This is a genomic window from Kaistia hirudinis, from assembly GCF_014196455.1.
Classification (GTDB): Bacteria; Pseudomonadota; Alphaproteobacteria; order Rhizobiales; family Kaistiaceae; genus Kaistia; species Kaistia hirudinis.
Map to the genome: position 1 here is coordinate 99,600 of NZ_JACIDS010000003.1, position 24,470 is coordinate 124,069.

General features: G+C 66.7%; 26 protein-coding genes. 22 read left to right on the forward strand and 4 right to left on the reverse strand.

What is annotated here, in order from left to right:
• The first annotated feature begins 121 nt into the window (after positions 1-121).
• The 11 genes from GGR25_RS10550 (at position 122) to pnp (ending at position 13,062) form a co-directional block, all read left to right on the forward strand.
• Positions 122-532 carry a helix-turn-helix domain-containing protein gene (locus tag GGR25_RS10550; RefSeq protein WP_183398763.1) on the forward strand — a complete coding sequence of 137 codons (411 nt, stop codon included), beginning with the start codon at positions 122-124 and terminating at the stop codon, positions 530-532.
• Positions 533-735: 203 nt separating this feature from the next.
• A complete protein-coding gene (metK, locus tag GGR25_RS10555; protein ID WP_183398764.1) occupies positions 736-1,926 on the forward strand; it encodes a methionine adenosyltransferase in 1,191 nt (396 codons plus the stop codon).
• Positions 1,923-2,621 (forward strand): tRNA (guanosine(46)-N7)-methyltransferase TrmB, encoded by a 699-nt coding sequence (trmB, locus tag GGR25_RS10560; protein ID WP_183398765.1) that lies wholly within the window; start codon positions 1,923-1,925, stop codon positions 2,619-2,621. The genes metK and trmB overlap by 4 nt, the downstream gene beginning before the upstream one ends.
• Before the next feature lie 410 nt (positions 2,622-3,031).
• A complete protein-coding gene (gene rimP / locus GGR25_RS10565; RefSeq protein ID WP_183398766.1) occupies positions 3,032-3,640 on the forward strand; it encodes a ribosome maturation factor RimP in 609 nt (202 codons plus the stop codon).
• 39 nt (positions 3,641-3,679) lie between these two features.
• The gene (gene nusA / locus GGR25_RS10570; protein ID WP_183398767.1) at positions 3,680-5,290 is read left to right on the forward strand and encodes a transcription termination factor NusA; all 1,611 of its coding nucleotides are present in this window, start codon (positions 3,680-3,682) and stop codon (positions 5,288-5,290) included.
• 29 nt (positions 5,291-5,319) lie between these two features.
• Positions 5,320-6,045 (forward strand): RNA-binding protein, encoded by a 726-nt coding sequence (locus GGR25_RS10575; protein WP_183398768.1) that lies wholly within the window; start codon positions 5,320-5,322, stop codon positions 6,043-6,045.
• On the forward strand, positions 6,026-8,719 hold the full coding sequence (infB, locus tag GGR25_RS10580) for a translation initiation factor IF-2 (protein ID WP_183398769.1): 2,694 nt from the start codon (positions 6,026-6,028) through the stop codon (positions 8,717-8,719). The genes GGR25_RS10575 and infB overlap by 20 nt, the downstream gene beginning before the upstream one ends.
• Positions 8,720-8,740: 21 nt before the next feature.
• The gene (rbfA, locus tag GGR25_RS10585; protein WP_183398770.1) at positions 8,741-9,172 is read left to right on the forward strand and encodes a 30S ribosome-binding factor RbfA; all 432 of its coding nucleotides are present in this window, start codon (positions 8,741-8,743) and stop codon (positions 9,170-9,172) included.
• Between the two features lie 24 nt (positions 9,173-9,196).
• The gene (truB, locus tag GGR25_RS10590) at positions 9,197-10,135 is read left to right on the forward strand and encodes a tRNA pseudouridine(55) synthase TruB (RefSeq protein WP_380146592.1); all 939 of its coding nucleotides are present in this window, start codon (positions 9,197-9,199) and stop codon (positions 10,133-10,135) included.
• Positions 10,136-10,353: 218 nt separating this feature from the next.
• The gene (gene rpsO / locus GGR25_RS10595) at positions 10,354-10,623 is read left to right on the forward strand and encodes a 30S ribosomal protein S15 (RefSeq protein WP_183398771.1); all 270 of its coding nucleotides are present in this window, start codon (positions 10,354-10,356) and stop codon (positions 10,621-10,623) included.
• 303 nt (positions 10,624-10,926) lie between these two features.
• Entirely contained in the window at positions 10,927-13,062 is a 2,136-nt protein-coding gene (pnp, locus tag GGR25_RS10600) for a polyribonucleotide nucleotidyltransferase (RefSeq protein WP_183398772.1), read from the forward strand.
• A gap of 977 nt (positions 13,063-14,039) precedes the next feature.
• On the opposite strand, the gene GGR25_RS10605 is transcribed toward pnp, so the two are convergent.
• Positions 14,040-14,921 carry a LysR family transcriptional regulator gene (locus tag GGR25_RS10605; RefSeq protein ID WP_183398773.1) on the reverse strand — a complete coding sequence of 294 codons (882 nt, stop codon included), beginning with the start codon at positions 14,919-14,921 and terminating at the stop codon, positions 14,040-14,042.
• A 94-nt stretch (positions 14,922-15,015) separates the two neighbouring features.
• Between GGR25_RS10605 and GGR25_RS10610 the strand changes: the two genes are divergently transcribed.
• Together GGR25_RS10610 and GGR25_RS10615 are read left to right on the forward strand one after the other, a co-directional pair.
• Positions 15,016-15,429, forward strand: a complete 414-nt coding sequence (locus GGR25_RS10610) for a CidA/LrgA family protein (protein ID WP_183398774.1) — start codon at positions 15,016-15,018, stop codon at positions 15,427-15,429.
• On the forward strand, positions 15,410-16,111 hold the full coding sequence (locus GGR25_RS10615; RefSeq protein WP_183399541.1) for an LrgB family protein: 702 nt from the start codon (positions 15,410-15,412) through the stop codon (positions 16,109-16,111). The genes GGR25_RS10610 and GGR25_RS10615 overlap by 20 nt, the downstream gene beginning before the upstream one ends.
• Positions 16,112-16,123: 12 nt before the next feature.
• Here GGR25_RS10615 and GGR25_RS10620 read toward each other — a convergent pair whose 3' ends face one another.
• Positions 16,124-16,627, reverse strand: a complete 504-nt coding sequence (locus GGR25_RS10620; protein ID WP_183398775.1) for a DUF2244 domain-containing protein — start codon at positions 16,625-16,627, stop codon at positions 16,124-16,126.
• Positions 16,628-16,649: 22 nt separating this feature from the next.
• Between GGR25_RS10620 and nth the strand changes: the two genes are divergently transcribed.
• Positions 16,650-17,360, forward strand: coding sequence for an endonuclease III (gene nth, locus GGR25_RS10625; protein WP_183398776.1), 711 nt, complete (start codon positions 16,650-16,652; stop codon positions 17,358-17,360).
• Between the two features lie 70 nt (positions 17,361-17,430).
• Positions 17,431-17,892 carry a RidA family protein gene (locus GGR25_RS10630; protein WP_183398777.1) on the forward strand — a complete coding sequence of 154 codons (462 nt, stop codon included), beginning with the start codon at positions 17,431-17,433 and terminating at the stop codon, positions 17,890-17,892.
• A gap of 219 nt (positions 17,893-18,111) precedes the next feature.
• Here the strand turns inward: GGR25_RS10630 and cobF are convergent, their stop codons facing one another.
• Positions 18,112-18,864 (reverse strand): precorrin-6A synthase (deacetylating), encoded by a 753-nt coding sequence (cobF, locus tag GGR25_RS10635; RefSeq protein ID WP_183398778.1) that lies wholly within the window; start codon positions 18,862-18,864, stop codon positions 18,112-18,114.
• A gap of 179 nt (positions 18,865-19,043) precedes the next feature.
• Here cobF and GGR25_RS10640 point away from each other — a divergent pair, with 179 nt between their 5' ends.
• Positions 19,044-19,415: a hypothetical protein gene (locus GGR25_RS10640; protein ID WP_183398779.1), complete on the forward strand. Its 372-nt coding sequence runs from the start codon at positions 19,044-19,046 to the stop codon at positions 19,413-19,415.
• Positions 19,416-19,470: 55 nt separating this feature from the next.
• Positions 19,471-19,635, forward strand: coding sequence for a hypothetical protein (locus GGR25_RS10645; RefSeq protein WP_183398780.1), 165 nt, complete (start codon positions 19,471-19,473; stop codon positions 19,633-19,635).
• Positions 19,636-19,644: 9 nt separating this feature from the next.
• Here the strand turns inward: GGR25_RS10645 and GGR25_RS10650 are convergent, their stop codons facing one another.
• Positions 19,645-20,601, reverse strand: coding sequence for a DMT family transporter (locus tag GGR25_RS10650; RefSeq protein WP_246409553.1), 957 nt, complete (start codon positions 20,599-20,601; stop codon positions 19,645-19,647).
• A 462-nt stretch (positions 20,602-21,063) separates the two neighbouring features.
• On the opposite strand from GGR25_RS10650, the gene GGR25_RS10655 reads away from it, so the two are divergent.
• The 5 genes from GGR25_RS10655 (at position 21,064) to GGR25_RS10675 (ending at position 24,375) form a co-directional block, all read left to right on the forward strand.
• Positions 21,064-22,200 (forward strand): DEAD/DEAH box helicase, encoded by a 1,137-nt coding sequence (locus tag GGR25_RS10655; RefSeq protein ID WP_246409690.1) that lies wholly within the window; start codon positions 21,064-21,066, stop codon positions 22,198-22,200.
• Between the two features lie 53 nt (positions 22,201-22,253).
• Positions 22,254-22,460: a cold-shock protein gene (locus GGR25_RS10660; RefSeq protein ID WP_073053266.1), complete on the forward strand. Its 207-nt coding sequence runs from the start codon at positions 22,254-22,256 to the stop codon at positions 22,458-22,460.
• Positions 22,461-22,468: 8 nt separating this feature from the next.
• A complete protein-coding gene (gene infA, locus GGR25_RS10665) occupies positions 22,469-22,750 on the forward strand; it encodes a translation initiation factor IF-1 (protein ID WP_183398781.1) in 282 nt (93 codons plus the stop codon).
• Between the two features lie 349 nt (positions 22,751-23,099).
• On the forward strand, positions 23,100-23,564 hold the full coding sequence (locus tag GGR25_RS10670) for a tellurite resistance TerB family protein (RefSeq protein WP_183398782.1): 465 nt from the start codon (positions 23,100-23,102) through the stop codon (positions 23,562-23,564).
• A gap of 82 nt (positions 23,565-23,646) precedes the next feature.
• Positions 23,647-24,375 carry a glutamine amidotransferase gene (locus GGR25_RS10675; RefSeq protein ID WP_183398783.1) on the forward strand — a complete coding sequence of 243 codons (729 nt, stop codon included), beginning with the start codon at positions 23,647-23,649 and terminating at the stop codon, positions 24,373-24,375.
• Positions 24,376-24,470 lie beyond the last annotated feature (95 nt).

Consider the following 24,470-nt stretch of genomic DNA (forward strand, 5'->3'; position numbering starts at 1 on the left):
GGCTTAAGGTTCCGGGCTCAAAAGGCTCCGGGCCATTCGGTTAGGCGTATAGTCGGCGGCGGGGAACTGTTTCGCCAGCACGCCGATTCATGTGCGTCTAGTTTTCAGAGGTTAGCCCTAGATGGTCAATAAGAAGCAGCCCAATCCGATCGACATTCATGTTGGAAGCCGCGTGCGGCTTCGGCGCATGATGCAGGGGATGAGCCAGGAAAAACTTGGCGAGAGCCTCGGCATCACCTTCCAGCAGATCCAGAAATACGAGAAGGGCACGAACCGGATCGGTGCCAGCAGGCTGCAGCATATCGCCTCCGTCCTCGAAGTCCCGGTCTCGTTCTTCTTCGAGGATGCCCCGGGTGCCGCGACTGAGCCCGGCTTTGCGGAGTCGCGTCCCGCCGCCTTCGTGACGGATTTCCTCGCCAGCGCCGAGGGCTTGCAGCTCAACAAGGCGTTCGTCCGCATCAAGGACGCGAAGCTGCGCCGGCGCGTTGTCGAGCTGGTGCGTTCGATCGCCGGCGAAGAAGCCGAGGACTGATCGCTTCCCGATCTCGAGAAACGCCTGACCAAGGGCAGAAGGCTTCTGCCGGGACGCTCCCGGCTGGAACAGCCTTGCGCTTTGCCGTGCTGTTGCGGAAACGGGCTTGATCTCGCTTGACGGGTGAACTCATCGGGTTAAAAGCGTTCGTCGGAAGCTCGGGCGCTTGACCCAGCTGAGATTTTCTGCGGGGTCATTTCCAAGTGTCCAGGACGTCCTATCTGTTCACCAGCGAGTCGGTTTCCGAAGGTCATCCGGACAAGGTCTGCGACAGAATATCCGACGAGATCGTCGACGCCTTCTTCCGCATCGGACCGGAGCAGGGCTGGGATCCGGCTCATCTGCGCGTCGCTTGCGAGACGCTGGCGACGACCAACCGGGTCGTGATCGCCGGCGAGACGCGCGGTCCCGCCACGATCACGCGCGATCTCGTTGCCCATACGGCACGGCTGGCGATCAAGGACATCGGCTATCAGCAGAGCGGCTTCCATTGGGAGAACGCGGCGGTCGACGTGCACCTGCATGCCCAGTCTGTCGACATCGCCGTCGGTGTCGATTCGACCGGCAACAAGGACGAGGGTGCCGGCGACCAGGGCATCATGTTCGGCTATGCCTGCTCCGAGACGCCGGAGCTGATGCCGGCGCCGATCTTCTACGCCCACCGCATCCTGAAGCGCCTGTCCGAGGCCCGTCGCAGCGGCGAGACCGGTGCCCTCGGCCCCGACGCCAAGAGCCAGGTCACGGTCCGCTACGAGAATGGCCAGCCGGTCGAGGTGACGCAGATTGTGCTGTCCACCCAGCACCTCGACGAGAACCTCTCCTCGCATGACGTGCGCTCCATCGTGGAGCCTTATATCCGCGAGGCGCTGCCGGAAGGCTGGATCTCGCCCTCGACGATCTGGCACGTCAATCCGACCGGCAAGTTCGTCATCGGCGGTCCCGACGGCGACGCCGGCCTCACCGGCCGCAAGATCATCGTCGACACCTATGGCGGTGCCGCACCGCATGGCGGCGGCGCCTTCTCGGGCAAGGACCCGACCAAGGTCGACCGTTCGGCTGCTTATGCCGCGCGCTACCTCGCCAAGAACGTCGTGGCCGCGGGCCTTGCCGGCCGCTGCACGATCCAGCTCTCCTATGCCATCGGCGTGTCGCAGCCGCTGTCGATCTATGTCGACCTGCATGGCACCGGCCAGGTCGAGGAGGCCCGGCTCGAGAAGCTGCTCGCCGACGTCATGGACCTGTCGCCGCGTGGCATCCGCGAGCACCTCTCGCTGAACCGCCCGATTTATGCGCGCACCTCCGCCTATGGCCATTTCGGTCGCCCGGCCGAGGCCGATGGCGGCTTCTCCTGGGAGCGGACCGACCTCGCGGACGCGCTGCGCAAGGCGCTGTGAGCGAGCTTCCTCCTGGCAAGCGGCGCGATTCCTTCTTCGGGCGCCGCAAGGGCCATACCTTGCGGGCCGGTCGCGCCGAGACGCTCGACCGCGTCCTGACTCGACTTGAGATCGATCTCGATTATCAGCCGCCGGTCCCGCTCGAGGCCCTGTTCGCATCGCCCGTCGAGACCGTCGTCCTGGAGATCGGTTTCGGCGGCGGCGAGCATCTGATCCATCGGGCGCAGGAAGCGCCAGGGATCGGACGGATCGGCGTCGAGCCCTTCGTGAACGGCCTCGCCCGTGCGGCGGCCGAGATCGAGGCGCTGGATCTGCGCAATGTCCGCCTGTTCGCGCGCGATGCCGCCGAGCTTCTCGACTGGCTGCCGCCGGCGAGCCTTTCCGGTATCGATCTGCTCTATCCCGATCCCTGGCCGAAGCAGCGCCACTTCAAGCGCCGCTTCGTCTCGGCGAAGAATCTCGATCGCTTTGCGCGCGTCCTGAAGCCCGGCGCGCCGTTCCGCTTCGCCTCCGACATCGACAGCTATGTGGATTGGACGCTGCTGCACCTTCGCGACCATCCGGATTTCGAATGGCTCGCGCGCGACGCCGACGACTGGCGGACGCCGTTTCCGGGCTGGCCTGGGACGCGCTATGAGGCGAAGGCCATCCGCGAGGGGCGGACCGGCACTTATCTCACCTTTCGCAGGCTCTGATCACGCGTTGGCGCCAGACGCGGCGCGTCAGTTCGCGATCAGATAGGGCAGGGCGAGGATTGAGCTGCCGGCCACGGAGAGGACCACGAACGCGACGAAGCGGATGAGGACGGATTGCATCGGATACGCAACTCGAAGGAGGGCCGGTGGGGACGTTCTAGTTCTTGGATGCTTTGCGAATCGTTACGAAGCAGGCGGACCATAGAATAAATTCTGTGGCGGACCAGTGACCGGGATCACAACGGGCCGCAGCGCCGCCCGCGTCCACAGAATTCGCCTCGCTTGCATTTCCCCCCGACTGGGCCTATACGCCTCTCATTCATCTCAAACGATCGGTTCGTTGGAGAGTGGGTCCGCCGGGGTCCGCTCCCCTAGGCCTACGCCGATCGCAAGGTCGGAAGGAACGCGGCTTGGCCGATAGCAATCCCGATAGCGAAGCCCGCATCATCGTGGAATCGGGTGTCGACGCCCGTGTCGCGGCGATCGCCGAGCCCGTCGTCGAGGGTCTCGGCTACCGTCTGGTGCGCGTGAAGACGTCGCGCCGCAACGGTCTGACCCTGCAGATCATGGCCGAGCGCCCCGACGGCACCATGTCCGTGTCGGATTGCGAGGCGATCAGCCGCGATCTCTCGCCGGCGCTTGATGTCGAGGATCCGATCTCCGAGGCCTATCACCTCGAGGTCTCCTCGCCCGGCATCGACCGTCCGCTTGTGCGCCGGTCCGATTTCGAGCGCTGGGCGGGTCATGTCGCCAAGATCGAGCTCACCGTGCCGGTCGAGGGGCGCCGCCGCTTTCGCGGGACGGTGCTCGGGCTTGAGGGTGATGACGTCGCCCTGAAGGTCGACGATGTACCGGAGGGCGCGACGGATCGGTTCCGCCTGCCGCTTTCCGCGATCGGCGAGGCCAAGCTCGTCCTGACCGACGCGCTGATCGAGGACACGCTTCGCCAGGCCAAGGCCGCACGGGCGGCGGCTGGTCTCGACGATGAAGACTTAACCGACGAGTCGTCCGACGCCTGAGGCGGGACGTTCGCGAAAGAGTAGAGTGGAGACAGGACGATGGCAGTCAGCGCCAACCGGCTGGAACTCTTGCAGATCGCCGATGCAGTCGCCCGCGAGAAGGTGATCGATCGCCAGATCGTCATCGCGGCGATGGAAGATGCGATCCAGAAGGCCGCCCGCTCGCGTTACGGTTCCGAGACGGATGTCCGCGCCGAGATCAATCCCAAGACCGGCGAGATTCGTCTGCAGCGCCTGCTGCAGGTCGTCGATCAGGTCGAGAATCCGGCGACCGAGATCGCGCTTGAACTGGCGACCGACCAGAACCCGGCCGCCCGCGTCGGCGACTATATCGCCGAGCCCCTGCCGCCGATGGATTTCGGCCGCATCGCCGCCCAGTCGGCCAAGCAGGTCATCGTCCAGAAGGTTCGCGAAGCTGAGCGTGACCGCCAGTACGAAGAATACAAGGATCGCATCGGCGAGATCGTCAACGGTCAGGTCAAGCGCGTCGAATATGGCAATGTCATCGTCGATCTCGGCCGCGGCGAAGGCATCATCCGTCGTGACGAGCTGATCCCGCGCGAAGTCTTCCGCTATGGCGACCGCATCCGCTCCTATGTGTATGACGTGCGCCGCGAGCAGCGCGGTCCGCAGATCTTCCTCTCGCGCACCCATCCGCAGTTCATGGCCAAGCTGTTCGCGCAGGAAGTGCCGGAAATCTATGACGGCGTGATCGAGGTGAAGGCGGTCGCCCGCGACCCCGGCTCGCGCGCCAAGATGGCCGTCATCTCGCGCGACTCGTCGATCGACCCGGTCGGCGCCTGCGTCGGCATGCGCGGCAGCCGCGTCCAGGCGGTGGTCAATGAGCTGCAGGGCGAGAAGATCGACATCATTCCCTGGTCGACCGACCAGGCGACGTTCATCGTCAATGCGCTGCAGCCGGCGGAGGTGGCCAAGGTCGTCCTCGACGAGGATGCCGAGCGTATTGAAGTTGTCGTCCCCGATGACCAATTGTCGCTTGCGATCGGCCGTCGTGGCCAGAATGTCCGCCTGGCGTCGCAGCTGACGGGCTGGGACATCGACATCCTGACCGAACAGGAAGAATCCGAGCGCCGCCAGAAGGAATTCCAGGAGCGTTCCGCGCTCTTCAACGAGGCGCTCGACGCCGACGAGGTCGTCGGCCAGCTGCTCGCTTCGGAAGGCTTTGCCTCGCTCGAGGAAATCGCCTTCGTCGATTCCGAGGAGCTTGCCTCGATCGAGGGCTTCGACGAGGAGACGGCGGCCGAGCTGCAGCAGCGCGCCCGCGACTTCCTCGAAAAGCTCGAGGCCGAGCACGATGCGGAGCGCCAGAAGCTCGGCGTGTCCGACGAGCTTCGCGAGCTCCCGGGCATGACGACCGCCATGCTGGTCGAGCTCGGCAAGGATGGCGTCAAGACGATGGAAGACTTCGCCGGCAGCGTCCCCGACGATCTCGTCGGCTGGGCGGAGCGCGGCGAAGGCGAGACCAAGCGCCATCCGGGTCTCCTGGACAAGTTCGGCGTCACCCGCGCCGACGCCGAGGCGATGATCATGGCCGCACGCGTCCGCGTCGGCTGGATCACCGAGGAAGAGGCGGCGCAGGAAATTGCGGAAGAAGCCGCCGAAGAGGTGAATGAGGAGAGCGAGTCCTAGGACTCGCGATCCGCTGCGCGGAGGATTGCTTGCCCCGACGGACCGAGCCCCTGATCCGAAGCTGCGTCGTCTCGCGTCTCGCCATGCCGGCGGACGGGATGATCCGCTTCGTGCTCGACCCCGAGGGCAAGGTCGTGCCGGATCTGCGGCGCCGTCTTCCGGGACGGGGCGTATGGGTTACGGCGCGGCGCGAGATCGTCGCGGCCGCGGAGCGCAAGAAGGTATTCGGCCGCGGCTTCAAGGCGGCCGCCGAAGTCGAGCCCGGTCTCGCCGATCGGGTTGACAGGTTGCTCGAAGCCGGCGCGCTGCAGGCGCTGTCCTTCGCGCGCAAGGCCGGCGAGATCATCGCCGGCTTCGCGAAAGTCGAACAGGCGATTGCACGGGAACGCGTCGTGGCGATCGTGCAGGCAGAAGAGGCCGGTGACGACGGCCGGACGAAGATTGAAGCGGCGCTCCGGCGACGCTTCGGCAGGCCAGATGCGGTTCCAACCATCCGAATCTTCACGTCGGGGCAATTGGATTTGGCATTAGGCAGGGCAAATGTGATACATGCAGCACTGCTCGCGGGCTGGGCGAGCGAAAATGCATTGGAGCGTGTCGCCGCGCTCGCCCGTTTTCGAGGAGAAGACGGGCTTGTTGGCATTGGCGACAGCAATCCGAAGACTGATACGCCGGAAGTGCCCGAGACGAACGCGCCCCTAGCGGCGCAGGACCCCGCAGGACTGAAGAGACCGAATGAACGATACGAGCAATAGCGGCGACAAGGATCTTGGCGGCGCGAAGAAGACGCTGAGCCTCAAGGGCCGTGACCTCGAGCGCGGGACCGTGCGGCAGAGCTTCTCACACGGGCGGACCAATACCGTCGTCGTGGAGAAGAAGAAGCGCGTCGTGATACCGGGCAAGAGCGAAGGTGCTCCGGCCGCGGCACAGCAGAGCACGTCCGCTCCGGCGTCGCAGCGCCCCGCCGGCGCTCCGCCTGCGCAGACGCGCACCATCCAGTCGACGCAGGTTCGCCCGACGCCGGCTGCTCCGCCGCCTCGCCAGCAGCCGCGCGGCGGCATGGTGCTGCGTCAGCTTTCGACCGACGAGCTCGATGCGCGCGCCAAGGCGCTTGCCGACGCCCGCGTCCGCGATGCCGAAGAGCGTCGCCGCGCCGAGGAAGAAGCCAAGCGCCGCGCCGAGGAAGAGATCCGTCTCGCCAAGGAGCGTGAGGAAGCCGCCAAGCGCCAGGCCGAGGAAGATGCTCGCCGCCAGGCCGAGGCTGTCGTTCGCGAGAAGAGCGAAGAAGCCGCTCGCCGTCGTCTCGGCGAGAACGAGTCGTCGCGTCCGCAGTCCTCTGCCGGCCAGACGGCCCGTCCGGCTCCGACGCAGCGCGATCCGAATGCCTCCGAGAAGCCGGCGAGCCGCACCGCCGCGCCGTCTGCCGCCGCCCGTCCCTCGGGCCGCGCCGACGACGAGGAGGATCGCGGTGGTCCGCGCACGGCCGCATCCAAGCGCCCGAAGACGGTCGACACCAAGCCGGTCAAGAAGGACGACGCCAAGCCGCGCGGTCGTCTGACCCTGTCCAACGCGCTCGACGATTCGGAGCGCGAGCGTTCGCTCGCCTCGGTCCGCCGTCGTCGCGAGCGTGAACGTGCCCGCCAGATGGCGCAGGGTCCGCGCGAGAAGATCTCGCGCGAGGTGATCCTGCCCGAGACGATCACGATCGGCGATCTTGCCAACCGCATGTCGGAGCGCGCCGTCGACGTCATCAAGTTCCTGATGAAGCAGGGTCAGCTGCTCAAGGCGACCGACGTCATCGACGCCGACATGGCGCAGCTCATCGCCGAGGATCTCGGCCATACGGTTCGCCGCGTGGCAGAGTCCGACGTCGAGGAGGGTCTGTTCGACCATGCCGACGCGGCGTCCGATCTGGAGCAGCGTCCGCCCGTCGTCACGATCATGGGCCATGTCGATCACGGTAAGACCTCGCTGCTCGACGCGATCCGCAAGACCAGCGTCGTTTCCGGCGAGGCCGGCGGCATCACGCAGCATATCGGCGCCTATCAGGTCGAGCAGGCCGGCCAGAAGATCACCTTCATCGACACGCCCGGCCACGCGGCCTTCACCGCGATGCGCCAGCGCGGCGCCAAGGTGACGGACATTGTCGTGCTGGTTGTCGCGGCCGATGACGGCGTCATGCCGCAGACGATCGAGGCGATCCACCACGCCCGCGCCGCCAAGGTGCCGATCATCGTGGCGATCAACAAGATCGACAAGCCGGACGCCGATCCGCAGCGTGTCCGCACGGAACTGCTGCAGCACGAGGTGTTCGTCGAGACCATGGGCGGCGAGGTGCTCGACGTCGAGGTTTCGGCCAAGACCGGGCTCAATCTCGACAAGCTGCTCGAGACGATCCTGCTGCAGTCCGAGGTGCTCGATCTCAAGGCCGATCCGCGCCGCGTCGCCGATGGCGTCGTCATTGAGGCCAAGCTCGACAAGGGCCGCGGCCCGGTCGCGACGGTTCTCGTCCAGGGCGGCACGCTGCATCCGGGCGACATCGTCGTCGCCGGCTCGGAGTGGGGCCGCGTCCGCGCGCTCGTCAACGATATCGGCAAGACGGTCTCGGAGGCACCGCCTTCGATGCCCGTCGAGGTGCTCGGCTTCCAGTCGGCGCCGGAGGCGGGTGACCGCTTCGCGGTTGTCGAGAACGAGGCCCGTGCCCGCGAGATCGCCGATTACCGTGCCCGCCAGAAGCGCGAGCGCGCCGTCGCTCGCCAGACCAGCGCCCGCGGTTCGCTCGCCGAGATGATGAGCCAGCGCCAGAGCGCCGGGCTCAAGGAGTTCCCGATCGTCGTCAAGGGCGACGTGCAGGGCTCCGTCGAGGCGATTATCGGCGCGCTGGACGCGCTCGGCACCGACGAGGTCGTCGCCCGCATCCTGCATTCGGGCGTCGGTGGCATCACCGAGTCCGACGTGACGCTGGCCGCCGCGTCGAACGCCGCGATCCTGGCCTTCAACGTCCGCGCCAACAAGCAGGCGCGCGACGTGGCTGACCGCGACGGCATCGAGATCCGCTATTACAACGTCATCTACGACCTCGTGGACGACGTGAAGGCGGCGATGTCCGGCCTGCTGACGCCGGAGCGGCGCGAGACCATGCTCGGCAATGCCGAGATCCTCGAGATCTTCCACATCTCGAAGATCGGCAAGGTCGCCGGCTGCCGCGTTACCGACGGCACGGTCGAGCGTGGCGCCAATGTCCGCCTGATCCGCGACAATGTCGTGATCCACGAGGGCAAGCTGTCGACGCTCAAGCGCTTCAAGGACGAGGTCAAGGAAGTGCCCGCCGGCCAGGAGTGCGGCATGGCCTTCGAGAAGTACGAGGACATGCGCGCAGGCGATGTCATCGAGTGCTACCGCGTCGAGGAGATCAAGCGGTCGCTCTAACGAGCGACCGCCGAAGGTTTCATGGCGAGAACGGCCTCCAACGGAAAGAAGATCGGCACGCCCGGCCAGCGACAGCTGCGCGTGGGCGAGCTCGTGCGTCATGCCATGGCGGAAATCCTGGCACGGGGCGAATTGCGCGAGCCGGCACTCGAGGGCGTGATCGTCACGGTCCCCGAGGTCAGGCTCTCGCCCGACCTCAAGATCGCGACCTGCTACGTCATGCCGCTCGGCGGCCATGACGCTGCGGCCGTGGTCGAGGCGCTCGACCAGCACCGCCGCTTCCTGCGCGGCGAGGTCGCGCACCGCATCAACATGAAATTCGCGCCGGACCTCAGGTTCCGCGTCGACACCTCCTTCGAGGAGGGCTCGCGGATTGATGCCCTGCTGCGTTCGGATCCGGTGATCCGACGGGATGTGACGACGCCCGGCGCTGCAGACACCGACGAAGACTGATTCCATTCAAGGCTGACCGAACCCATGGGCCAACGCCGCAAGAAGGGCCGGCCGGTTTCCGGCTGGCTGATCCTCGACAAGCCGCTCGGCATGACGTCCACCCAGGCCGTCTCGGTGGTCCGCCGCCTGTTCGGCGCGCAGAAGGCTGGCCATGCCGGCACGCTCGATCCGCTGGCGACCGGCATGCTGCCGATCGCGCTCGGCGAGGCGACCAAGACCGTGCCCTATGTGATGGACGGGCGGAAAATCTACGCCTTTTCAGTACGTTGGGGCGAAGAGACCACGACCGACGACGCCGAGGGCGCCGTTGTCGCGACGTCGGAGCTCAGACCCGATCGCGAGGCGATCGAGGCGGCGCTCGGCGATTTCACCGGCGAGATCCTCCAGGTTCCGCCCGCCTTCTCGGCGATCAAGGTCGAGGGCGACCGCGCCTATGATTTGGCGCGCGAGGGCGAGGTGGTCGAGCTCGCGGCGCGGCCGGTCGAGATCCACAGGCTCGACCTCGTCGCCATGCCAGATGCGAACACCGCGAGCTTCGAGGCCGAATGCGGCAAGGGCACCTATGTCCGTGCAATTGCACGCGATTTGGGCCGTGCGCTCGGAACGCGGGGCCATGTCGTGGCGCTCCGCCGCCTGCTCGTCGGCCCGTTCGGCGAAGAGGCGATGGTGAAGCTCGACGAACTGCGCTCGCGCGCCGAGGCGGAGGGTCCGGAGGCGCTCGAACCGCTTCTGGCGCCTGTCGAGGCGGCGCTGTCCGAGCTTGCCGAGCTCCGCGTCACCGACAGCGAGGCGGGGCGCCTCCGCAACGGGCAGGGCTTCATCGTCCGCGGTCGCCCGGAGGCCGCCAATGGCGATCTGTGCTTCGCGACCTGTCGCGGAACGCTGATCGCGATCGGCGAGATCGAGCGCGGCGAGTTCAAGCCCTCCCGCGTCTTCCCGCCGGAAGCCGCCCGGGCCGACTGAAGTTTTGTCTGGTCTTCCAGCCAAAGATCGGGCATATGTCGCCCGCTCCCGGACGGCCGCGCGGCGGTCCGGGGTTTTGCCGTTTCCGCCTCGACCGTGCTGGACGACATCCCGGCACTGGCCGATCGCGGCAGGCGGCACCGCTCGGGCGATCGACGCCCGCGCGGCAATGGGCGCCGAGAAGGCGTCCGGCATTCTCTGAACAGAAAGGATACCCGATGTCGATCACGGCTGCTCGCAAGCAGGAACTGATCAAGGAATACGCCACCGGTGCGAACGATACGGGTTCGCCGGAGGTTCAGGTCGCCGTTCTTTCCGAGCGGATCGCCAACCTGACCGAGCACTTCAAGACGCACGGCAAGGACAATCACTCCCGCCGCGGCCTTCTGAAGCTGGTCAGCCAGCGCCGCAGCCTCCTCGACTACGTCAAGAAGGTCGACGAGGCGCGCTACAAGTCGCTCATCGAGCGCCTCGGCCTGCGTCGCTGAGCGGGGCGGGCGCAAGCCCGCGCCCGAACGACGCCATGGCATCGGGCCGGAAAGCGGCCTCCGGTTTCCGGATCGATCCGGTGCCATGACACGAAAGAGGGATCGCCAATCCTGCGTCCAGCGCGACGCCTGGCGATCCAGGAAGCACGGCGCGGCGGCATGGGGCTGCCGCGCGAAACGGCTCGCGGACAACGCCCGAGCCATGGCAGGATCGCAGGACGCTCTCTCGCAGGACGATCGAGAGCGTCCCGTCATCTTGCCCATGGCTCTTCCGAGGCGCCCCGCCTTAGGCAAGGAACTGCCATGTTCGATATCCAGCGCGTCGAAATCGAGTGGGGCGGCCGCCCCCTCGTGCTCGAAACCGGCAAGGTCGCCCGTCAGGCCGACGGCGCCGTTCTCGCCACCTATGGCGAGACCTCGGTCCTCGCCACCGTCGTCTCGGCGAAGTCGCCGAAGGCCGGCATCGACTTCTTCCCCCTGACGGTGAACTATCAGGAGAAGACGTTTGCGGCCGGCAAGATCCCCGGCGGCTATTTCAAGCGCGAAGGCCGTCCGACCGAGAAGGAGACGCTGGTCTCCCGCCTGATCGACCGCCCGATCCGCCCGCTGTTCCCGAACGGCTATCGCTGCGAGACGCAGGTCATCGCCACCGTTCTCTCGCATGACCTCGAGAACGATCCGGACATCGTCGCCATGGTCGCCGCCTCCGCGGCGCTGACGCTCTCCGGCGTGCCCTTCATGGGCCCGGTCGGCGCGGCCCGCGTCGGCCTGATCGAGGGCGAATACGTCCTCAACCCGCTGCTTGAGCAGGGCGAGAATTCCAAGCTCGACCTCGTGGTCGCCGGTACGGGCGACGCGGTGCTGATGGTCGAGTCGGAGGCGCAGGAGCTCTCCGAGGAGACGATGCTCGGCGCCGTCATGTTCGGCCACAAGGGCTTCCAGCCGGTGATCGACGCGATCATCCAGCTCGCCGAGCGCGCCGCCAAGGAGCCGCGCGAGTTCGAGCCGGCTGATCTGTCGGCTATCGAGACCGAGATGCTCGGCATTGCGGAGGACGAGCTGCGCGCCGCCTACAAGAACACCGTCAAGCAGGAGCGCTATGCCGCCGTCGACGCCGTCAAGGCGAAGGTGCTGGCGCACTTCTTCCCGGAAGGCCAGGAGCCGCGCTTCGACAAGGAGAAGATCGGCGCCGTCTTCAAGGAACTGCAGGCGAAGATCGTCCGCTGGAACATCCTCGACACCAAGAGCCGCATCGACGGCCGTGACCTCGTCACGGTCCGCCCGATCGTCTCCGAGGTCGGCATCCTGCCGCGCACGCACGGCTCGGCCCTCTTCACCCGCGGCGAGACGCAGGCCCTCGTGGTCGCGACGCTCGGCACCGGTGACGACGAGCAGTTCATCGACGCGCTGGAAGGCACCTACAAGGAAACCTTCCTGCTGCATTACAACTTCCCGCCCTATTCGGTCGGCGAGACCGGCCGCATGGGCTCGCCCGGCCGTCGCGAGATCGGCCATGGCAAGCTCGCCTGGCGCGCCGTTCGCCCGGTCCTGCCGAAGCACCACGAGTTCCCCTACACGATCCGCGTCGTCTCCGAGATCACCGAGTCGAACGGCTCGTCCTCGATGGCGACGGTCTGCGGCTCGTCGCTCTCGCTGATGGACGCCGGCGTTCCGCTGAAGCGTCCGGTGGCGGGCATCGCCATGGGCCTGATCCTCGAGGGTGACCGCTATGCGGTTCTCTCCGACATTCTCGGCGACGAGGATCACCTCGGCGACATGGACTTCAAGGTGGCCGGCACCAGCGAGGGCGTGACCTCGCTGCAGATGGACATCAAGATCGCCGGCATCACCGAGGAGATCATGAAGGTCGCCCTCGACCAGGCGAAGGGCGGTCGCGCCCACATCCTCGGCGAGATGGCGAAGGCGCTCACTGCCGCCCGCCCGTCGCTCGGCGAGCATGCTCCGCGCATCGAGGTCATCCAGATCCCGACCGACAAGATCCGCGAAGTGATCGGTTCGGGCGGCAAGGTCATCCGCGAGATCGTGGAGAAGACCGGCGCCAAGATCGACATCTCCGACGACGGCACCGTCAAGGTCGCCTCCTCGGACGGCAAGGCGATCACCGCCGCGCTGAACTGGATCAAGGGCATCGCCGCGGAGCCGGAAGTCGGCGCCATCTATCAGGGCACCGTCGTGAAGGCCGTCGATTTCGGCGCCTTCGTGAACTTCTTCGGCGCCAAGGACGGCCTCGTCCACATCTCGCAGCTTTCCAACCAGCGCGTCGCCAAGACGCAGGACGTGGTCAAGGAAGGCGACAAGGTCTGGGTCAAGCTGCTCGGCTTCGACGAGCGCGGCAAGGTCCGCCTCTCCATGAAGGTCGTCGACCAGACGACCGGCGAGGAGATCAAGGAGCCGAAGGCGGAAACCGCCGCCGAGTAAGCTCCGGCGTCAATTCGGAATAGAAAGGCCCCGGCGCGCAAGCGTCGGGGCCTTTTGCGTTTGGGGTGCCGTGTCGCTAGGAGCGCACCCAGCGACCTGGCCCCATCGCGACCGCTGCCACGGCATAGGGAGGAGCGCGATTCCCTCCCCCTTGCGGGGAGGGTCAGGGTGGGGGTGGCCGGCGCTCGCCGTGACGTCGATGACGGACGCCAGCGCTTTTTCTTGCCGCGACGGTTCCATCCCGCGACCCCCACCGCGGCCCTCCCCGCAAGGGGGAGGGCGGAGGCTGGGCGTTTCATTGATGGCGCGGCAGCCGGCCGAAGGGCGCCTCTTCTCCTCCCCCCTTGTGGGGGAGGCCGGGAGGGGGGCGGCCCATCCGCCGCGCCGGCATCACCGCGTTCAGCCGGAATGGGTCGGCGCTCCATGCCCGGCTGCCCCCCTCTCCAACTCTCCCCCACAAGGGGGGAGAGGGCAGGGCGGAGCGTTTGATGGGTGGCGGCACTCCAATCCAGCGTCCCAAGCTTTCCTTGCGGGGCCGAAAGGCCTTCGGCGGGTGTGAACTTCGGCAACCGCCGAAGTGTACCTAGGTATTTGGACGGACCTCACTCTTGCGACCACTGCGCCAGCAATCCGCCGCCACGCCAAGGCATAGGGAGGAGCGGATTCCCTCCCCCTTGCGGGGAGGGTCAGGGTGGGGGTCGTCGGCGCTCGCCGTGACGTCGATGACGGACGCCGGCGCTACTTCTTGCCGCGACGGTTCCATCCCGCGACCCCCACCCCGGCCCTCCCCGCAAGGGGGAGGGTGGAGGCCGGGCGTTTCGTCGACGGCCGCAGGCCGGCGGGAGAGGGTTTAGGGAACTCTCCGGAGAGGCCGTAAACCCTCTCCCGGCGCTACGCGCCGACCTCTCCCTCAGGGAGAGGTGAAAGGGCAAATCGCGCGTGACCGCCATTCCCGCATCCTTCCGGATGCTGGCCCCTCACGCGCCCCGCGTCTCCTTGACCAGCGCCAGCCAGGCCTGGGCTGCCGCGGAGAGATAGGCGCCGCGGCGCCAGGCCATGGTCATGATCCATTCGGTGCCCGGCTCGTCGAGCGGCACGAGGCGGAGCGCCGGGTTGCGGCGCTGTTCGGCGACGATGCGCGGCAGGAAGGCGGCGCCGAGGCCGGCGCCGACCAGTTCCACCATGAAATCGATCTGGCTCGTCCGCGCGACGATGTCCGGCTCGAAGCCGGCGCGGCGGCTCGCCTCGAGGATGATCCGGTGCAGGCTGAAGCCGGCCTCGAACGAGATGAACGGCGTATCGCGAAGCGCCGCGAGTGAAATGCTCTCTCGCCCAGCTAGGGGATGGGCGGCCGGCAGCAGCGCGACCAGCGGCTCGTGCCGCATGACCGCATAGTCGAATTCCTCGGCGGTGGGGACCAGCATGCCGGCGAAATCGATGTCGCCGGCGCGAAGGCTCTCCTCGAGTTGGTCGGAGCCATGTTCGACGAGGCGCACCTCGATGCCCGGATAGCGCCGGGCATAGAGCGCGAAGAGCGGCGCGAACAGCACGGAACTGCCGACCGGCGGCAGGCCGAGCCGCAGCACGCCGCGTTTCAGCCCGCGGATCTCGGCGAGTTCGGCCAGCAAATCGTCGCGCTCGGCGAGCAGCTTGACTCCGCGCCGATAAACCACCTCCCCCGCCGCGGTGAGCGTCGCGCGATGGCCGATGCGGTCGAGCAGCGGCAGGCCGATCTCCTCCTCCAGCTGTTTCACCGCCTTGCTGACGGTCGGCTGCGTGGCGAACAGCGTCTTCGCCGCCTGGGAGAAGCCTCCCTGGCGGACCACCTCGACAAAGGCGCGGAGCGGACGGAATTCCATGACCATTCCATAATGGCATGATGAGCATGCAATCAATTCATTATCATCATGCTGCACCGCGCCCTAGATTGCGGGGGTCGAAAGGTTTCCCGCGATGCGCCTCTCCCGCTCCCTGTCCGCGCTGCTTGGCAAGAGCCGCCTGCTCCAAGCCGCGCTCGTCGTCGGCTTCTGGCTCGCCGGCGAGACGCTGGTGCGTGTTCTCGGCATTCCGCTGCCCGGCGGCGTGATCGGGCTGGCGCTGATGCTCGTGCTGCTCGCCACGCACCGGCTCGAGACCGGCAGCGTCCGTCGCGGCGCGGAATGGCTGCTCGCCGATATGCTGCTTTTCTTCATTCCGGTGGCGCTCGCCGTCGTCGACCACCGCGAATTGCTGGGGTTCACGGGGCTCAAGATCCTGTTCGTGATCCTGGCGAGCACGGCCGCCGTGATGATCGCAACGGCGCTCGCCGTCGATCGCTGCTTCCGCTGGAGGGCGGCCCATGTCCGCGATGCCATTGCTTCTCGCTGAGCCCGCCGCCCATGCGCTGGCCTGGTCGGTCGCGACGATCGCGCTCTATGCCGGCGCCAAGCGCATCTATCGCCGCTGGCCGCGCTGGTGGCTGATGCCGCTGCTCGTGACGCCCGTGCTGCTCGGCGCGCTGCTGCTGGGCCTCCATGCGAGCTATCGCGACTATATCGATGGCACGGGATGGCTTGCGCTGCTGCTCGGCCCGGCGACGGTCGCCTTCGCCCTCCCGATCTATGAGCAGCGCGCGCTGATCCGCCGGCATTGGCCGGTCCTGCTCGTCGGCATGATCGTCGGCAGCTTCACGGCGATCGCGACGAGCTGGGGCCTCGCGACGCTGGTCGGGATCGACGGGGCGATGCGCCTCAGCCTGTTGCCGCGCTCGATCAGCACGCCCTTCGCGCTGGCCGTCTCCGGCGATATTGGCGGGCTGCCGGATCTGACGGCGATCTTCGTGATCATCACGGGCGTCGCCGGGGCGGTGCTGGGCGATCTGATCCTCGCGCGGCTGCCGATCGCTTCGGCCATGGCCCGGGGGGCGCTGTTCGGCATCGGCGCGCATGGCGCCGGCACGGCCCGCGCCAGCCAGATCGGCGAGACCGAGGGCGCGGTCGCCGGCCTCGTCATGGTCCTGGTCGGGCTGATGAACGTGCTGGTCGCGACGCTCGCCGTTCGTCTCCTGTGACGGCGGCGGCGCTTAGCCGTGATCCGGCATGGCGCGGGCGCGGGCGAGCGCGTCCTGGAACGCCTTGGCGAAGCTGTCGCGATCATCCGGCCCGAGGAAGGTGCCGATCGGCAGCTGCCTGCCATGCGAGGTCAGCGCCATGCGCGTGACGCCCCATTCGGGATGGCGGTCGACCTCGAAGCGCGCCCAATAGGGATTGAAGGCGAAATCCTGCTGCTTCCCGTCGGGCGCGATGCGGCGCACGGTCAGCGTGTCCGGCGTGATCTCGACGATCTCCATGGCGCGGCCGGAGCGATAGTTCATGCGGAAGGCGAACTGCACCGCGAGGATGTCGAGGCCGAAGAAGGCGGTGATCGGCCAGTAGCCCTGCGACCAGAACAGGAGCCCGCCGGCGAAGCAGGTCGCGGCGACGAACATCAGGAGCAGCGCAAAGCCGCGCGGCGAGAGCGAGCGATAGGGCTTGAGCACCGCGGAGAACAGCACCTCCGGCGGCGCCTCCGGATTGCGGTCGGTCATGAGGCCAAAGTATAGATCGCAAATGTCGAAAGCACAGCCTCGATCGCGCGCCGCCGTCCCGCCGCCGAAGACCGCACGGTCCCGCGCGAGCCGGCTTTCGAAGGCCGAGATCGAGACATTTTTCGCCCGCTTCGAGGCCCGCGAACCGGAGCCGAAAGGCGAGCTCGAAAGCGTCAATCCGTTCACGCTGCTGGTCGCCGTCGTGCTGTCGGCGCAGGCGACCGATGCCGGCGTCAACAAGGCGACGCGGCCGCTGTTCGCGATCGCCGACACGCCGGAAAAGATGGTGGCGCTCGGCGAGGATCGGATCCGCGATTTCATCAAGACGATCGGCCTCTTCCGTAACAAGGCGAAGAACGTCTATGCGCTGTCGCAGCTGCTGATCGTCCGCCATGGCGGCGAAGTGCCGGCGGATCGCGAGGCGCTGGAGGCGCTGCCGGGCGTCGGGCGCAAGACGGCGAATGTCGTGCTCAACATCGCCTTCGGCCAGCCGACCATCGCTGTCGACACCCACATCTTCCGCGTCTCGAACCGCACCGGCCTCGCGCCCGGCAAGACGGTGGAAGCGGTGGAGGCCGGCCTCGAGAAGGTCGTGCCGAAGCACTACCGCCTGCACGCGCATCACTGGCTGATCCTGCACGGTCGCTATGTCTGCAAGGCACGCAAGCCCGACTGCGCGGCCTGCATCGTCAACGACATCTGCCGCTGGGAGGGGAAGACGGTCGTGGCTTGAGCTCGCCTCTGGCCCCGCGTCGCGATCGCGGGCAATCTTGTCGCGTCGCCCTGTCCAATGGAAAATCCGCATGCTCATCGAACAGCGCCTTGCCGAGCTCGGCATCGTCCTGCCAACCGTCCCGCAGCCCGTCGGCACCTATCTGCCGGCCGTGCAGATGGGCAATCTGCTCTTTCTCTGCGGCCAGGGGCCGCTGCTGGAGACCGGCGAGAATGCCAAGGGCAAGCTTGGCCGCGAGATCAGCATCGAGGAAGGCTACCGGCACGCGCGGCTGACAGGGCTCTATCTGATCGGCGCGATGAAGCTGGCGCTCGGCGATCTCGACCGCGTCGTGCGTATCGGCAAGGTGCTCGGCATGGTCAACTGCACGCCGGATTTCGGCGACATGCCGGCGGTAATCAATGGCTGCTCGGATCTCTTCGTCGAGGTGTTCGGCGAGAAGGGTCGCCATGCGCGCTCGTCGGTCGGCATGGGCTCGCTGCCCGGCGGCATGACGGTCGAGATCGAGGCGGTGGTCGAGGTGCGCGACTGAGGCCGACGGAACGGCAAGCGAAGCGGGCGCCCTGTGCCTTCTGGATCAGACGACCCAGGGCGCCCGCTCCAAACCGCGCCGGTGGGGCTACCGACGGGTCTGGTTTCCGGAGCGGATCGGCCAAAAACGCAGCCATACATGATTCGCTCGCGATGTGGGAAATTTACCCACGTTATTTGGGCGCCGTCAAGTCCGATCGAAATCGCAGCCGGCCGGAAGCTAGTCAGGCCGGTGGCGGCGGGCGAGATAGGTGTCCATGATCCAGCCCTTCGCGGCGCGTAGTCTCTTGCGCAAGGCGCTGATCTCCGCGGCCACGTCGCCGGCCCGGCCTGTGACGAGAACCTCGTCCGGCGTGCCGAGATAGGCACCCCACCAGACCTCGTGCTCGGCGAGTTCGGCCCGCGCGAAGGTCTCCTCCCCGTCGAGCAGGACGACGAAATCCTCCTCCGGCGTCGCTTGGGCGACGCGCCGGCCCGTGGTGAGCAATACCGGCGCGCCGATACGGTTGAGCGCGATGCGATGACCGGCGGCCAGCGCCTGCACGCTGGAAATGCCGGGGATGACCTCGCAGGCGAGCGCGAGGCCGCCCGCCTCGATCCGCTCGACGAGGCGGATCATGCTGTCATAGAGCGCCGGATCGCCCCAGACGAGCAGGGCGCCCGTACCGCCCTCGGGGAGCGCGGCCTCGATCGCCGCGCGATAGGCGGCGGCGAGCGCGCCGTGCCAGGCGTCGACATCGTCGAGATAGCGTTCGCTCTTCGCCCGGCTCGGCACGGCGATATCGACCAGCCGCGGCGTCGGATTGCGGACGAAGCGCTCGAGGATCTCGAGCCGCAGCGCACGCAGCCCCGCCTTCTCGCTGCCTTTATCGGGCAGGAAGAAGACATCGGCGCGGTTCATTGCATCGATCGCCTGCACGGTCACATAATCGGGATTGCCCGCGCCGATGCCGATGACGAGGATCCTGCGCATCGTTGTTCCCGTCCGAGGATGTGAGAGTCGGCGGAAACTTGGCCCTCATGCGGCGGTTTGTCGACCGCCGCGCGTCGCAAATCGGTGGATCGGCGGATTCGGATGCGCGCGAGGCGGCCGGTCCTTGCGGCGGGGCCGGCGGATCGCCACATCGCTCTGCGGAGAGAAGGATCGAACGGATGACGATGTATCGCGCTTATTTCATCTCCGGACCGCAGCGCCGGCCCGGCCTCATGGACAAGCTGCGGCTTGCGGCAGCCGGCGTGGTCGGCCTCGTCATCGTCGGCGTGGCGCTCGTCCTGTCGTTGAGCCTGCTGCTGATCCTGGTTCCGATCGCGGTCGTCGCCTATCTCTTCCGCCGCCGCATCATCGCCGCGCTGTTCCGCCGCGCCGGCATGGTCGATCCGGCCGCCGCCGCTGCGGCTGCCGCAGCCGCCTCGGAGGCGTCCGAGCGGCCGGCTAACCCCCATCGCGCTGACGCCAGCGGCGTCACGATCGAGACCGACTATGTCGTCGTCGAGCGCGATCGGCCGGACGACGGCCGGCGCTGAGGGAGCCATCGGCGCAGCCGGGCGTTGTCTCCTCGACAGGTCAGAGGAGCATGCCATGGCGGAACGGATCGACAGCAGGACGGGCGAGCGGGTCGAGGCCCTCAGCACCACCGAGGCGCGGCAGGCCGTTGCGCCGCATCGCCTGCGCTATGTCCTGGGTTTCGGCATTCTCGGCGTCGTGGTCGCCTTCGCGATCATCTATGCCGTTTTCGTCGGCTGATCGGATTGCTCAGGGCTGCGCATTCATCGTCGAGCCGACCTCTTCGGCGAGGGTCTCGCCGCTCCCGGCCTGACGATGCTCGCGGATCAGGACATAAATGCCGGAGATCATGACGATCGCCGCGCCGATCAGCACCTGCGCGTCCGGCTTGTCGCCGAAGAAGATCAGGCCAAACACGATCGCCCAGAGCAGCATGGTGTATTGATAGGGAACGACCACGGAGGCGGGGGCGAGCTTCAGCGAGCGATTCACGGCAAGGCTCGCGAGCATGGCGACCACGCCGAGCAGCGACAGCAGCCCGAAATCGGCGAGCGTCGGCGTCAGCCAGCCGAAGGGCACCAGCGCCGCGCCGACGAGACAGGCGGCGAGCGTCGTATAGGTGACGAGCGTGGTGTCGCGTGTGCCGCGCAGCTGCCGCGTGATGATCATCACCAGCGAAAACAGGAAGCTGCCGGTCATGGCGATCAACGCCGGCCAGGAGAAGCTCGCCGTCGACGGCTTGAGCACGATGACGACGCCGACGAAGCCGACGAAGATCGCGATCCAGCGCCGTGCGTCGATTCGCTCCTTGAGCAGGCTCGCCGAGAGGGCGGCGACGAAGATCGGCGCCGCGAGATAGAAGGTCATGACATCGGCAAGCGGCAGATGGCGCACCGAGGCGTAGAAGAACGCCACCTCGGTGGTCGCGAAGACGATGCGCAGCAATTGGAGGCCGGGCCGCGGCGGATGGACCAGTTCGCGAAAGCCGCGGTCGCGCCAGATCATCGGCAGCAGCAGCACCAGCGCCGCGAGCGACCGGAACAGCAGCACGGCGCCGACGGAATAGGTGTCGACCAGCCACTTGCCGAGCGCATCATTGGCCGAGAACAGGAAGATGCCGAGCAGCATCAGCCCGATGCCGGCCATGCGGCCGGACAGGCGCTTGCGCCCCGAAAAGGGTCGATAGGGATGAGGAACGGTCGACATGACACGGGTACTGTCGCGGAACGCGCAGTCTGCACAGATTTGAGGCCTGTACAATTGTCCCGTCGGACAATATTTGGGCATGAGCGGCGATCTGGACCCGCGCGCCGATCACGCTTGTTTCATGGCCGAGTTTTCATTTGATTTCTCTCACGGGAAGCGGCATATAGTGCACTGACGATCATCGTGATCGCGCTGCACCGCGGAGAATGGCCGCGGTTTGACCCCGCCAGGATTAGGTGGGACACGAAACGTCCTCTGACTCCTTCGCGCGTGGGTCACGACTTTTGAAAACGAGCTGCCGACAGGCGCTTGTGGAACTAGGCTCTCTGCTTGAATTCGACTCATAATTTCGCGGATTTGGCCCTCGCCGAACCGCTGCTGCGTGCTCTTGCCGCAGCCGGCATGACCGTGCCGACGCCAATTCAGCGCCAGGCTATACCGGCGCTGCTCGAAGGCCGTGACATGCTCGGCATCGCGCAGACCGGAACTGGCAAGACGGCCGCTTTCGGCCTCCCGATTCTCCAGATTCTTTCGCGCCGCGCAGAGGGGCTCGCGCCCAAGAGCGTCGGTGCGCTCGTTCTCGCCCCGACGCGTGAGCTCGCCATCCAGATCGACGCGGAGTTTCGCAAGTTCGCGAAGTTCCTCGGCGTGCGCCATGCCCTCGTCTTCGGCGGCGTCGGCCATCAGCCGCAGATCCGCGCGCTCGAGAAGGGCGTCGACGTCCTCGTCGCCACGCCCGGCCGCCTGCTGGACCATGTCCAGGCCAAGGCCGTGCGTCTCGACAGCGTGACGCATCTCGTCCTCGACGAAGCCGACCGCATGCTCGACATGGGCTTCGTCCGCGACGTGATGAAGATCGTTGCGCTGCTTCCGACCGAGCGGCAGACGCTGCTCTTCTCGGCTACCATGCCGACGGAAGTGGCCCAGCTCTCGCGCCGCCTGCTCAAGGATCCGATCCGCGTCGAGGTGACCCCCGAGGTCATCACGGTCGAGAAGATCGAGCAGAAGCTCTATCGCGTCGCCGCCGGCGACAAGCGCCACTTCCTGGTGGATCTCTTGTCCGACGCGGCGATGGAGCGCGTGATCGTCTTCACGCGCACCAAGCACGGCGCCGACCGCGTCGCGCAGCATTTGCAGAAGGCGGGCGTCGAAACGCTCGCCCTGCATGGGAACAAGTCCCAGGGCGCCCGTCAAAAGGCGCTCGAGGGCTTCAAGGACGGGACCCTTCGGGTTCTCGTAGCGACAGACATCGCGGCACGCGGCATCGACGTGGCCGATGTTACCCATGTCGTAAACTTCGACCTGCCGGACGAACCGGAGGCCTATGTCCATCGTATTGGACGGACGGCCAGAGCCGGGCGTAGTGGCATGGCCTACTCTCTCTTCGACGCTGGCGAAACTGCGCGCCTGAAGGCGATCGAACGGCTGATTCGCCGTCCGATCCCGGAAGTCGCGACGAATTTCAGGCCCCCCGTTCCGACGCAACGTCCCGCCAAGGAGGCGGTTCGCGGCGAGTTTTCGGCCCGGGAAGGCCAGCCGATGCAACAAAAGAGCAAGAAAAACCGGTGGCGAGGTCAACAACGCCGCCGCGCCGCTTGACGACGAGATCGTCGTTAGCAAAGTTCTCTACCGCCAGACTGAAGGAGATTTCCATGGCGACGGGTACGGTTAAGTGGTTCAATGCGACCAAGGGCTACGGTTTCATCCAGCCCGATCAGGGCGGACAGGACGTGTTCGTTCACATCAGCGCCGTTGAGCGCGCTGGTCTTTCGACGCTGCGTGACGGCGCCAAGATCTCCTACGAGCTCGAGACGGATCGCCGCGGCAAGACCTCCGCGACGAACCTGAAGGTCTCCTGAGGAATCCCATGGCGAAGGAAGAAGCGCTCGAATTCGAGGGAACCGTCGTCGAGGTGCTGCCCGACGCGAAGTTTCGTGTGGAACTCGAGAACGGGCATGTGGTCGTCGCCTACACGGCGGGCCGGATGAAGAAGAACCGAATCAAGACTCTGGCGGGTGACCGCGTCACGGTCGAGATGACGCCATACGATCTCGATCGTGCTCGGCTGGTCTTCCGGCACAAGGGCGACAGCTCCGCGCCGCCCTCGGCCAGGCCTCCGTTCCGCGGCGGTCAGGCGCGGCGTCGCTGATTCCCTCGCCAACACCGATATGCGAACCGGCGCCCCGTGCCGGTTCGTTTCCAAATCCTTCCCTCTTGCATCGATTCCCGTCTGGCGTTAATCTTTGGGCTGTCCGGGGGATTCGCAAGCGTCCCTGACGGGCGTCACTTAGAAATGTACTCACAGTTGTCGTACGCCTAGTTGTGCTGAACATTTGTGGGCCGGAACAGATTTTAGTTCTGGCATCAGGTTATTCGCTTTAAGTTTAGATACACCGCCGGCCTTCGCCGGCGGTTTCTTTTTGTGCGGTCGGTTTTTTCAGCCGCCGCCGGGCGCGCGTCCCTCTTGGCCGCCTCGACGGTTCCTCCGGAGACCCCACATGCTCAAGGCGATCAGGAACTTTCTTGCCGATTTCTCGGGCAACGCCACGAAGCAGCCGTTTCGCGAGGATGATCATCGTCTCGCCGCCGCGGCGCTGCTCTATCACGTGGTCGCCATCGACGGCACGGTGGACGAACGCGAGAGGGAGCGGATGCACGACCTGCTCGCCTCGCTCTATGGGCTCGACGACGAGGCGACCCATGAGCTCGTCCGCGACGCGGAAATCGCCGACAACGAGGCGGTCGATCTCTATCGCTTCACCAGCCTGCTGAAAGAGCGCCTCGACGAGGCGGAGCGCGAGCAGATCGTCGCGATGATGTGGGATCTCGTCTATCGCGACGGCGAACTGCACGAATTCGAGGACAATGTCATCTGGCGCGTCGCCGATCTGCTGGGCCTTTCGAGCCGCGATCGCATCCGCCTGAAACGCGCCGCCCGCAACGAGATCACGAACGGCACCTAGGCCGCGGGTCCGCGGGCGCCCGCTTTCGGCCCGAATCTTGCGTTAGCGATTCGGTTCAGTTTTCTCACCCGCGCACCATCCCATGAAGCCGCCCGTCCTGATCGTCCTTCACCAGGAGCACTCGACCCCCGGTCGCGTGGGTCAGCGGCTCGCGGCGCGGGGCCATCCGCTTGATATTCGCCGCCCGCGCTTCGGCGATCCGCTGCCCGCGACGCTCGCCCATCATGCCGGCGCCGTCGTGTTCGGCGGACCGATGAGCGCCAATGATGGCGACGATTATGTGCGCAGCGAGATCGACTGGCTGTCCGTGCCGCTTGCCGAGCAGGCGCCGCTGCTCGGGATCTGCCTCGGCGCGCAGATGCTCGCCCGCCATCTCGGCGCCCCGGTCGCCCGGCGCGACGACGGCCTGGTCGAGATCGGCTATTACCCGCTCCGTCCGACGGAGGCGGGGAGCCGCCTCTGCACCTGGCCGCAGATGGTCTATCAATGGCACAGCGAGGGCTTCGACCTTCCGGCCGGCGCGGAACATCTCGCCACCGGCGATCTCTTCGCCAACCAGGCCTTTCGCTACGGCCCTTCGGCCTTCGCCTTCCAGTTCCACATCGAGCTGACGCTCGCCATGATGCATCGCTGGACGACGCGCGGCGCCGAGCGCTTCGGCCTGCCGGGCGCGCAGCCGCGCCATCATCATCTCGAAGGCCGCGCGCTCTATGACGTGCAGAGCCTGGCCTTCCTCGACGCCTTCCTCGATCTGTGGCTGGCGCTGCCCCGCGCCGAGGCTGGCATGGCCGAGCGGCTCGCCGCCGAATAGGCCAGGTCCCGCAGGCCAGCTCTCGCAGTCTGCAACGCGACTTGCAGATTGCAATGCAGGGATCGTGAATCAACCGTAAAGAATAACGAGATCTG

Coding starts and splice junctions, on each gene's coding strand:
- GGR25_RS10620 (WP_183398775.1), bottom strand. CDS start 16,627: ATGACCGACCGCAATCCGGAGGCGCCGCCGGAGGTGCTGTTCTCCGCG.
- GGR25_RS10610 (WP_183398774.1), top strand. CDS start 15,016: ATGCGCCTCTCCCGCTCCCTGTCCGCGCTGCTTGGCAAGAGCCGCCTG.
- truB (WP_380146592.1), top strand. CDS start 9,197: ATGGGCCAACGCCGCAAGAAGGGCCGGCCGGTTTCCGGCTGGCTGATC.
- nusA (WP_183398767.1), top strand. CDS start 3,680: ATGGCAGTCAGCGCCAACCGGCTGGAACTCTTGCAGATCGCCGATGCA.
- rbfA (WP_183398770.1), top strand. CDS start 8,741: ATGGCGAGAACGGCCTCCAACGGAAAGAAGATCGGCACGCCCGGCCAG.
- GGR25_RS10605 (WP_183398773.1), bottom strand. CDS start 14,921: ATGGAATTCCGTCCGCTCCGCGCCTTTGTCGAGGTGGTCCGCCAGGGA.
- rpsO (WP_183398771.1), top strand. CDS start 10,354: ATGTCGATCACGGCTGCTCGCAAGCAGGAACTGATCAAGGAATACGCC.
- GGR25_RS10655 (WP_246409690.1), top strand. CDS start 21,064: ATGCTCGGCATCGCGCAGACCGGAACTGGCAAGACGGCCGCTTTCGGC.
- infA (WP_183398781.1), top strand. CDS start 22,469: ATGGCGAAGGAAGAAGCGCTCGAATTCGAGGGAACCGTCGTCGAGGTG.
- GGR25_RS10615 (WP_183399541.1), top strand. CDS start 15,410: ATGCCATTGCTTCTCGCTGAGCCCGCCGCCCATGCGCTGGCCTGGTCG.
- GGR25_RS10675 (WP_183398783.1), top strand. CDS start 23,647: ATGAAGCCGCCCGTCCTGATCGTCCTTCACCAGGAGCACTCGACCCCC.
- nth (WP_183398776.1), top strand. CDS start 16,650: ATGTCGAAAGCACAGCCTCGATCGCGCGCCGCCGTCCCGCCGCCGAAG.
- cobF (WP_183398778.1), bottom strand. CDS start 18,864: ATGCGCAGGATCCTCGTCATCGGCATCGGCGCGGGCAATCCCGATTAT.
- pnp (WP_183398772.1), top strand. CDS start 10,927: ATGTTCGATATCCAGCGCGTCGAAATCGAGTGGGGCGGCCGCCCCCTC.
- infB (WP_183398769.1), top strand. CDS start 6,026: ATGAACGATACGAGCAATAGCGGCGACAAGGATCTTGGCGGCGCGAAG.
- GGR25_RS10550 (WP_183398763.1), top strand. CDS start 122: ATGGTCAATAAGAAGCAGCCCAATCCGATCGACATTCATGTTGGAAGC.
- GGR25_RS10650 (WP_246409553.1), bottom strand. CDS start 20,601: ATGTCGACCGTTCCTCATCCCTATCGACCCTTTTCGGGGCGCAAGCGC.
- GGR25_RS10640 (WP_183398779.1), top strand. CDS start 19,044: ATGACGATGTATCGCGCTTATTTCATCTCCGGACCGCAGCGCCGGCCC.
- GGR25_RS10645 (WP_183398780.1), top strand. CDS start 19,471: ATGGCGGAACGGATCGACAGCAGGACGGGCGAGCGGGTCGAGGCCCTC.
- GGR25_RS10670 (WP_183398782.1), top strand. CDS start 23,100: ATGCTCAAGGCGATCAGGAACTTTCTTGCCGATTTCTCGGGCAACGCC.
- GGR25_RS10660 (WP_073053266.1), top strand. CDS start 22,254: ATGGCGACGGGTACGGTTAAGTGGTTCAATGCGACCAAGGGCTACGGT.
- GGR25_RS10630 (WP_183398777.1), top strand. CDS start 17,431: ATGCTCATCGAACAGCGCCTTGCCGAGCTCGGCATCGTCCTGCCAACC.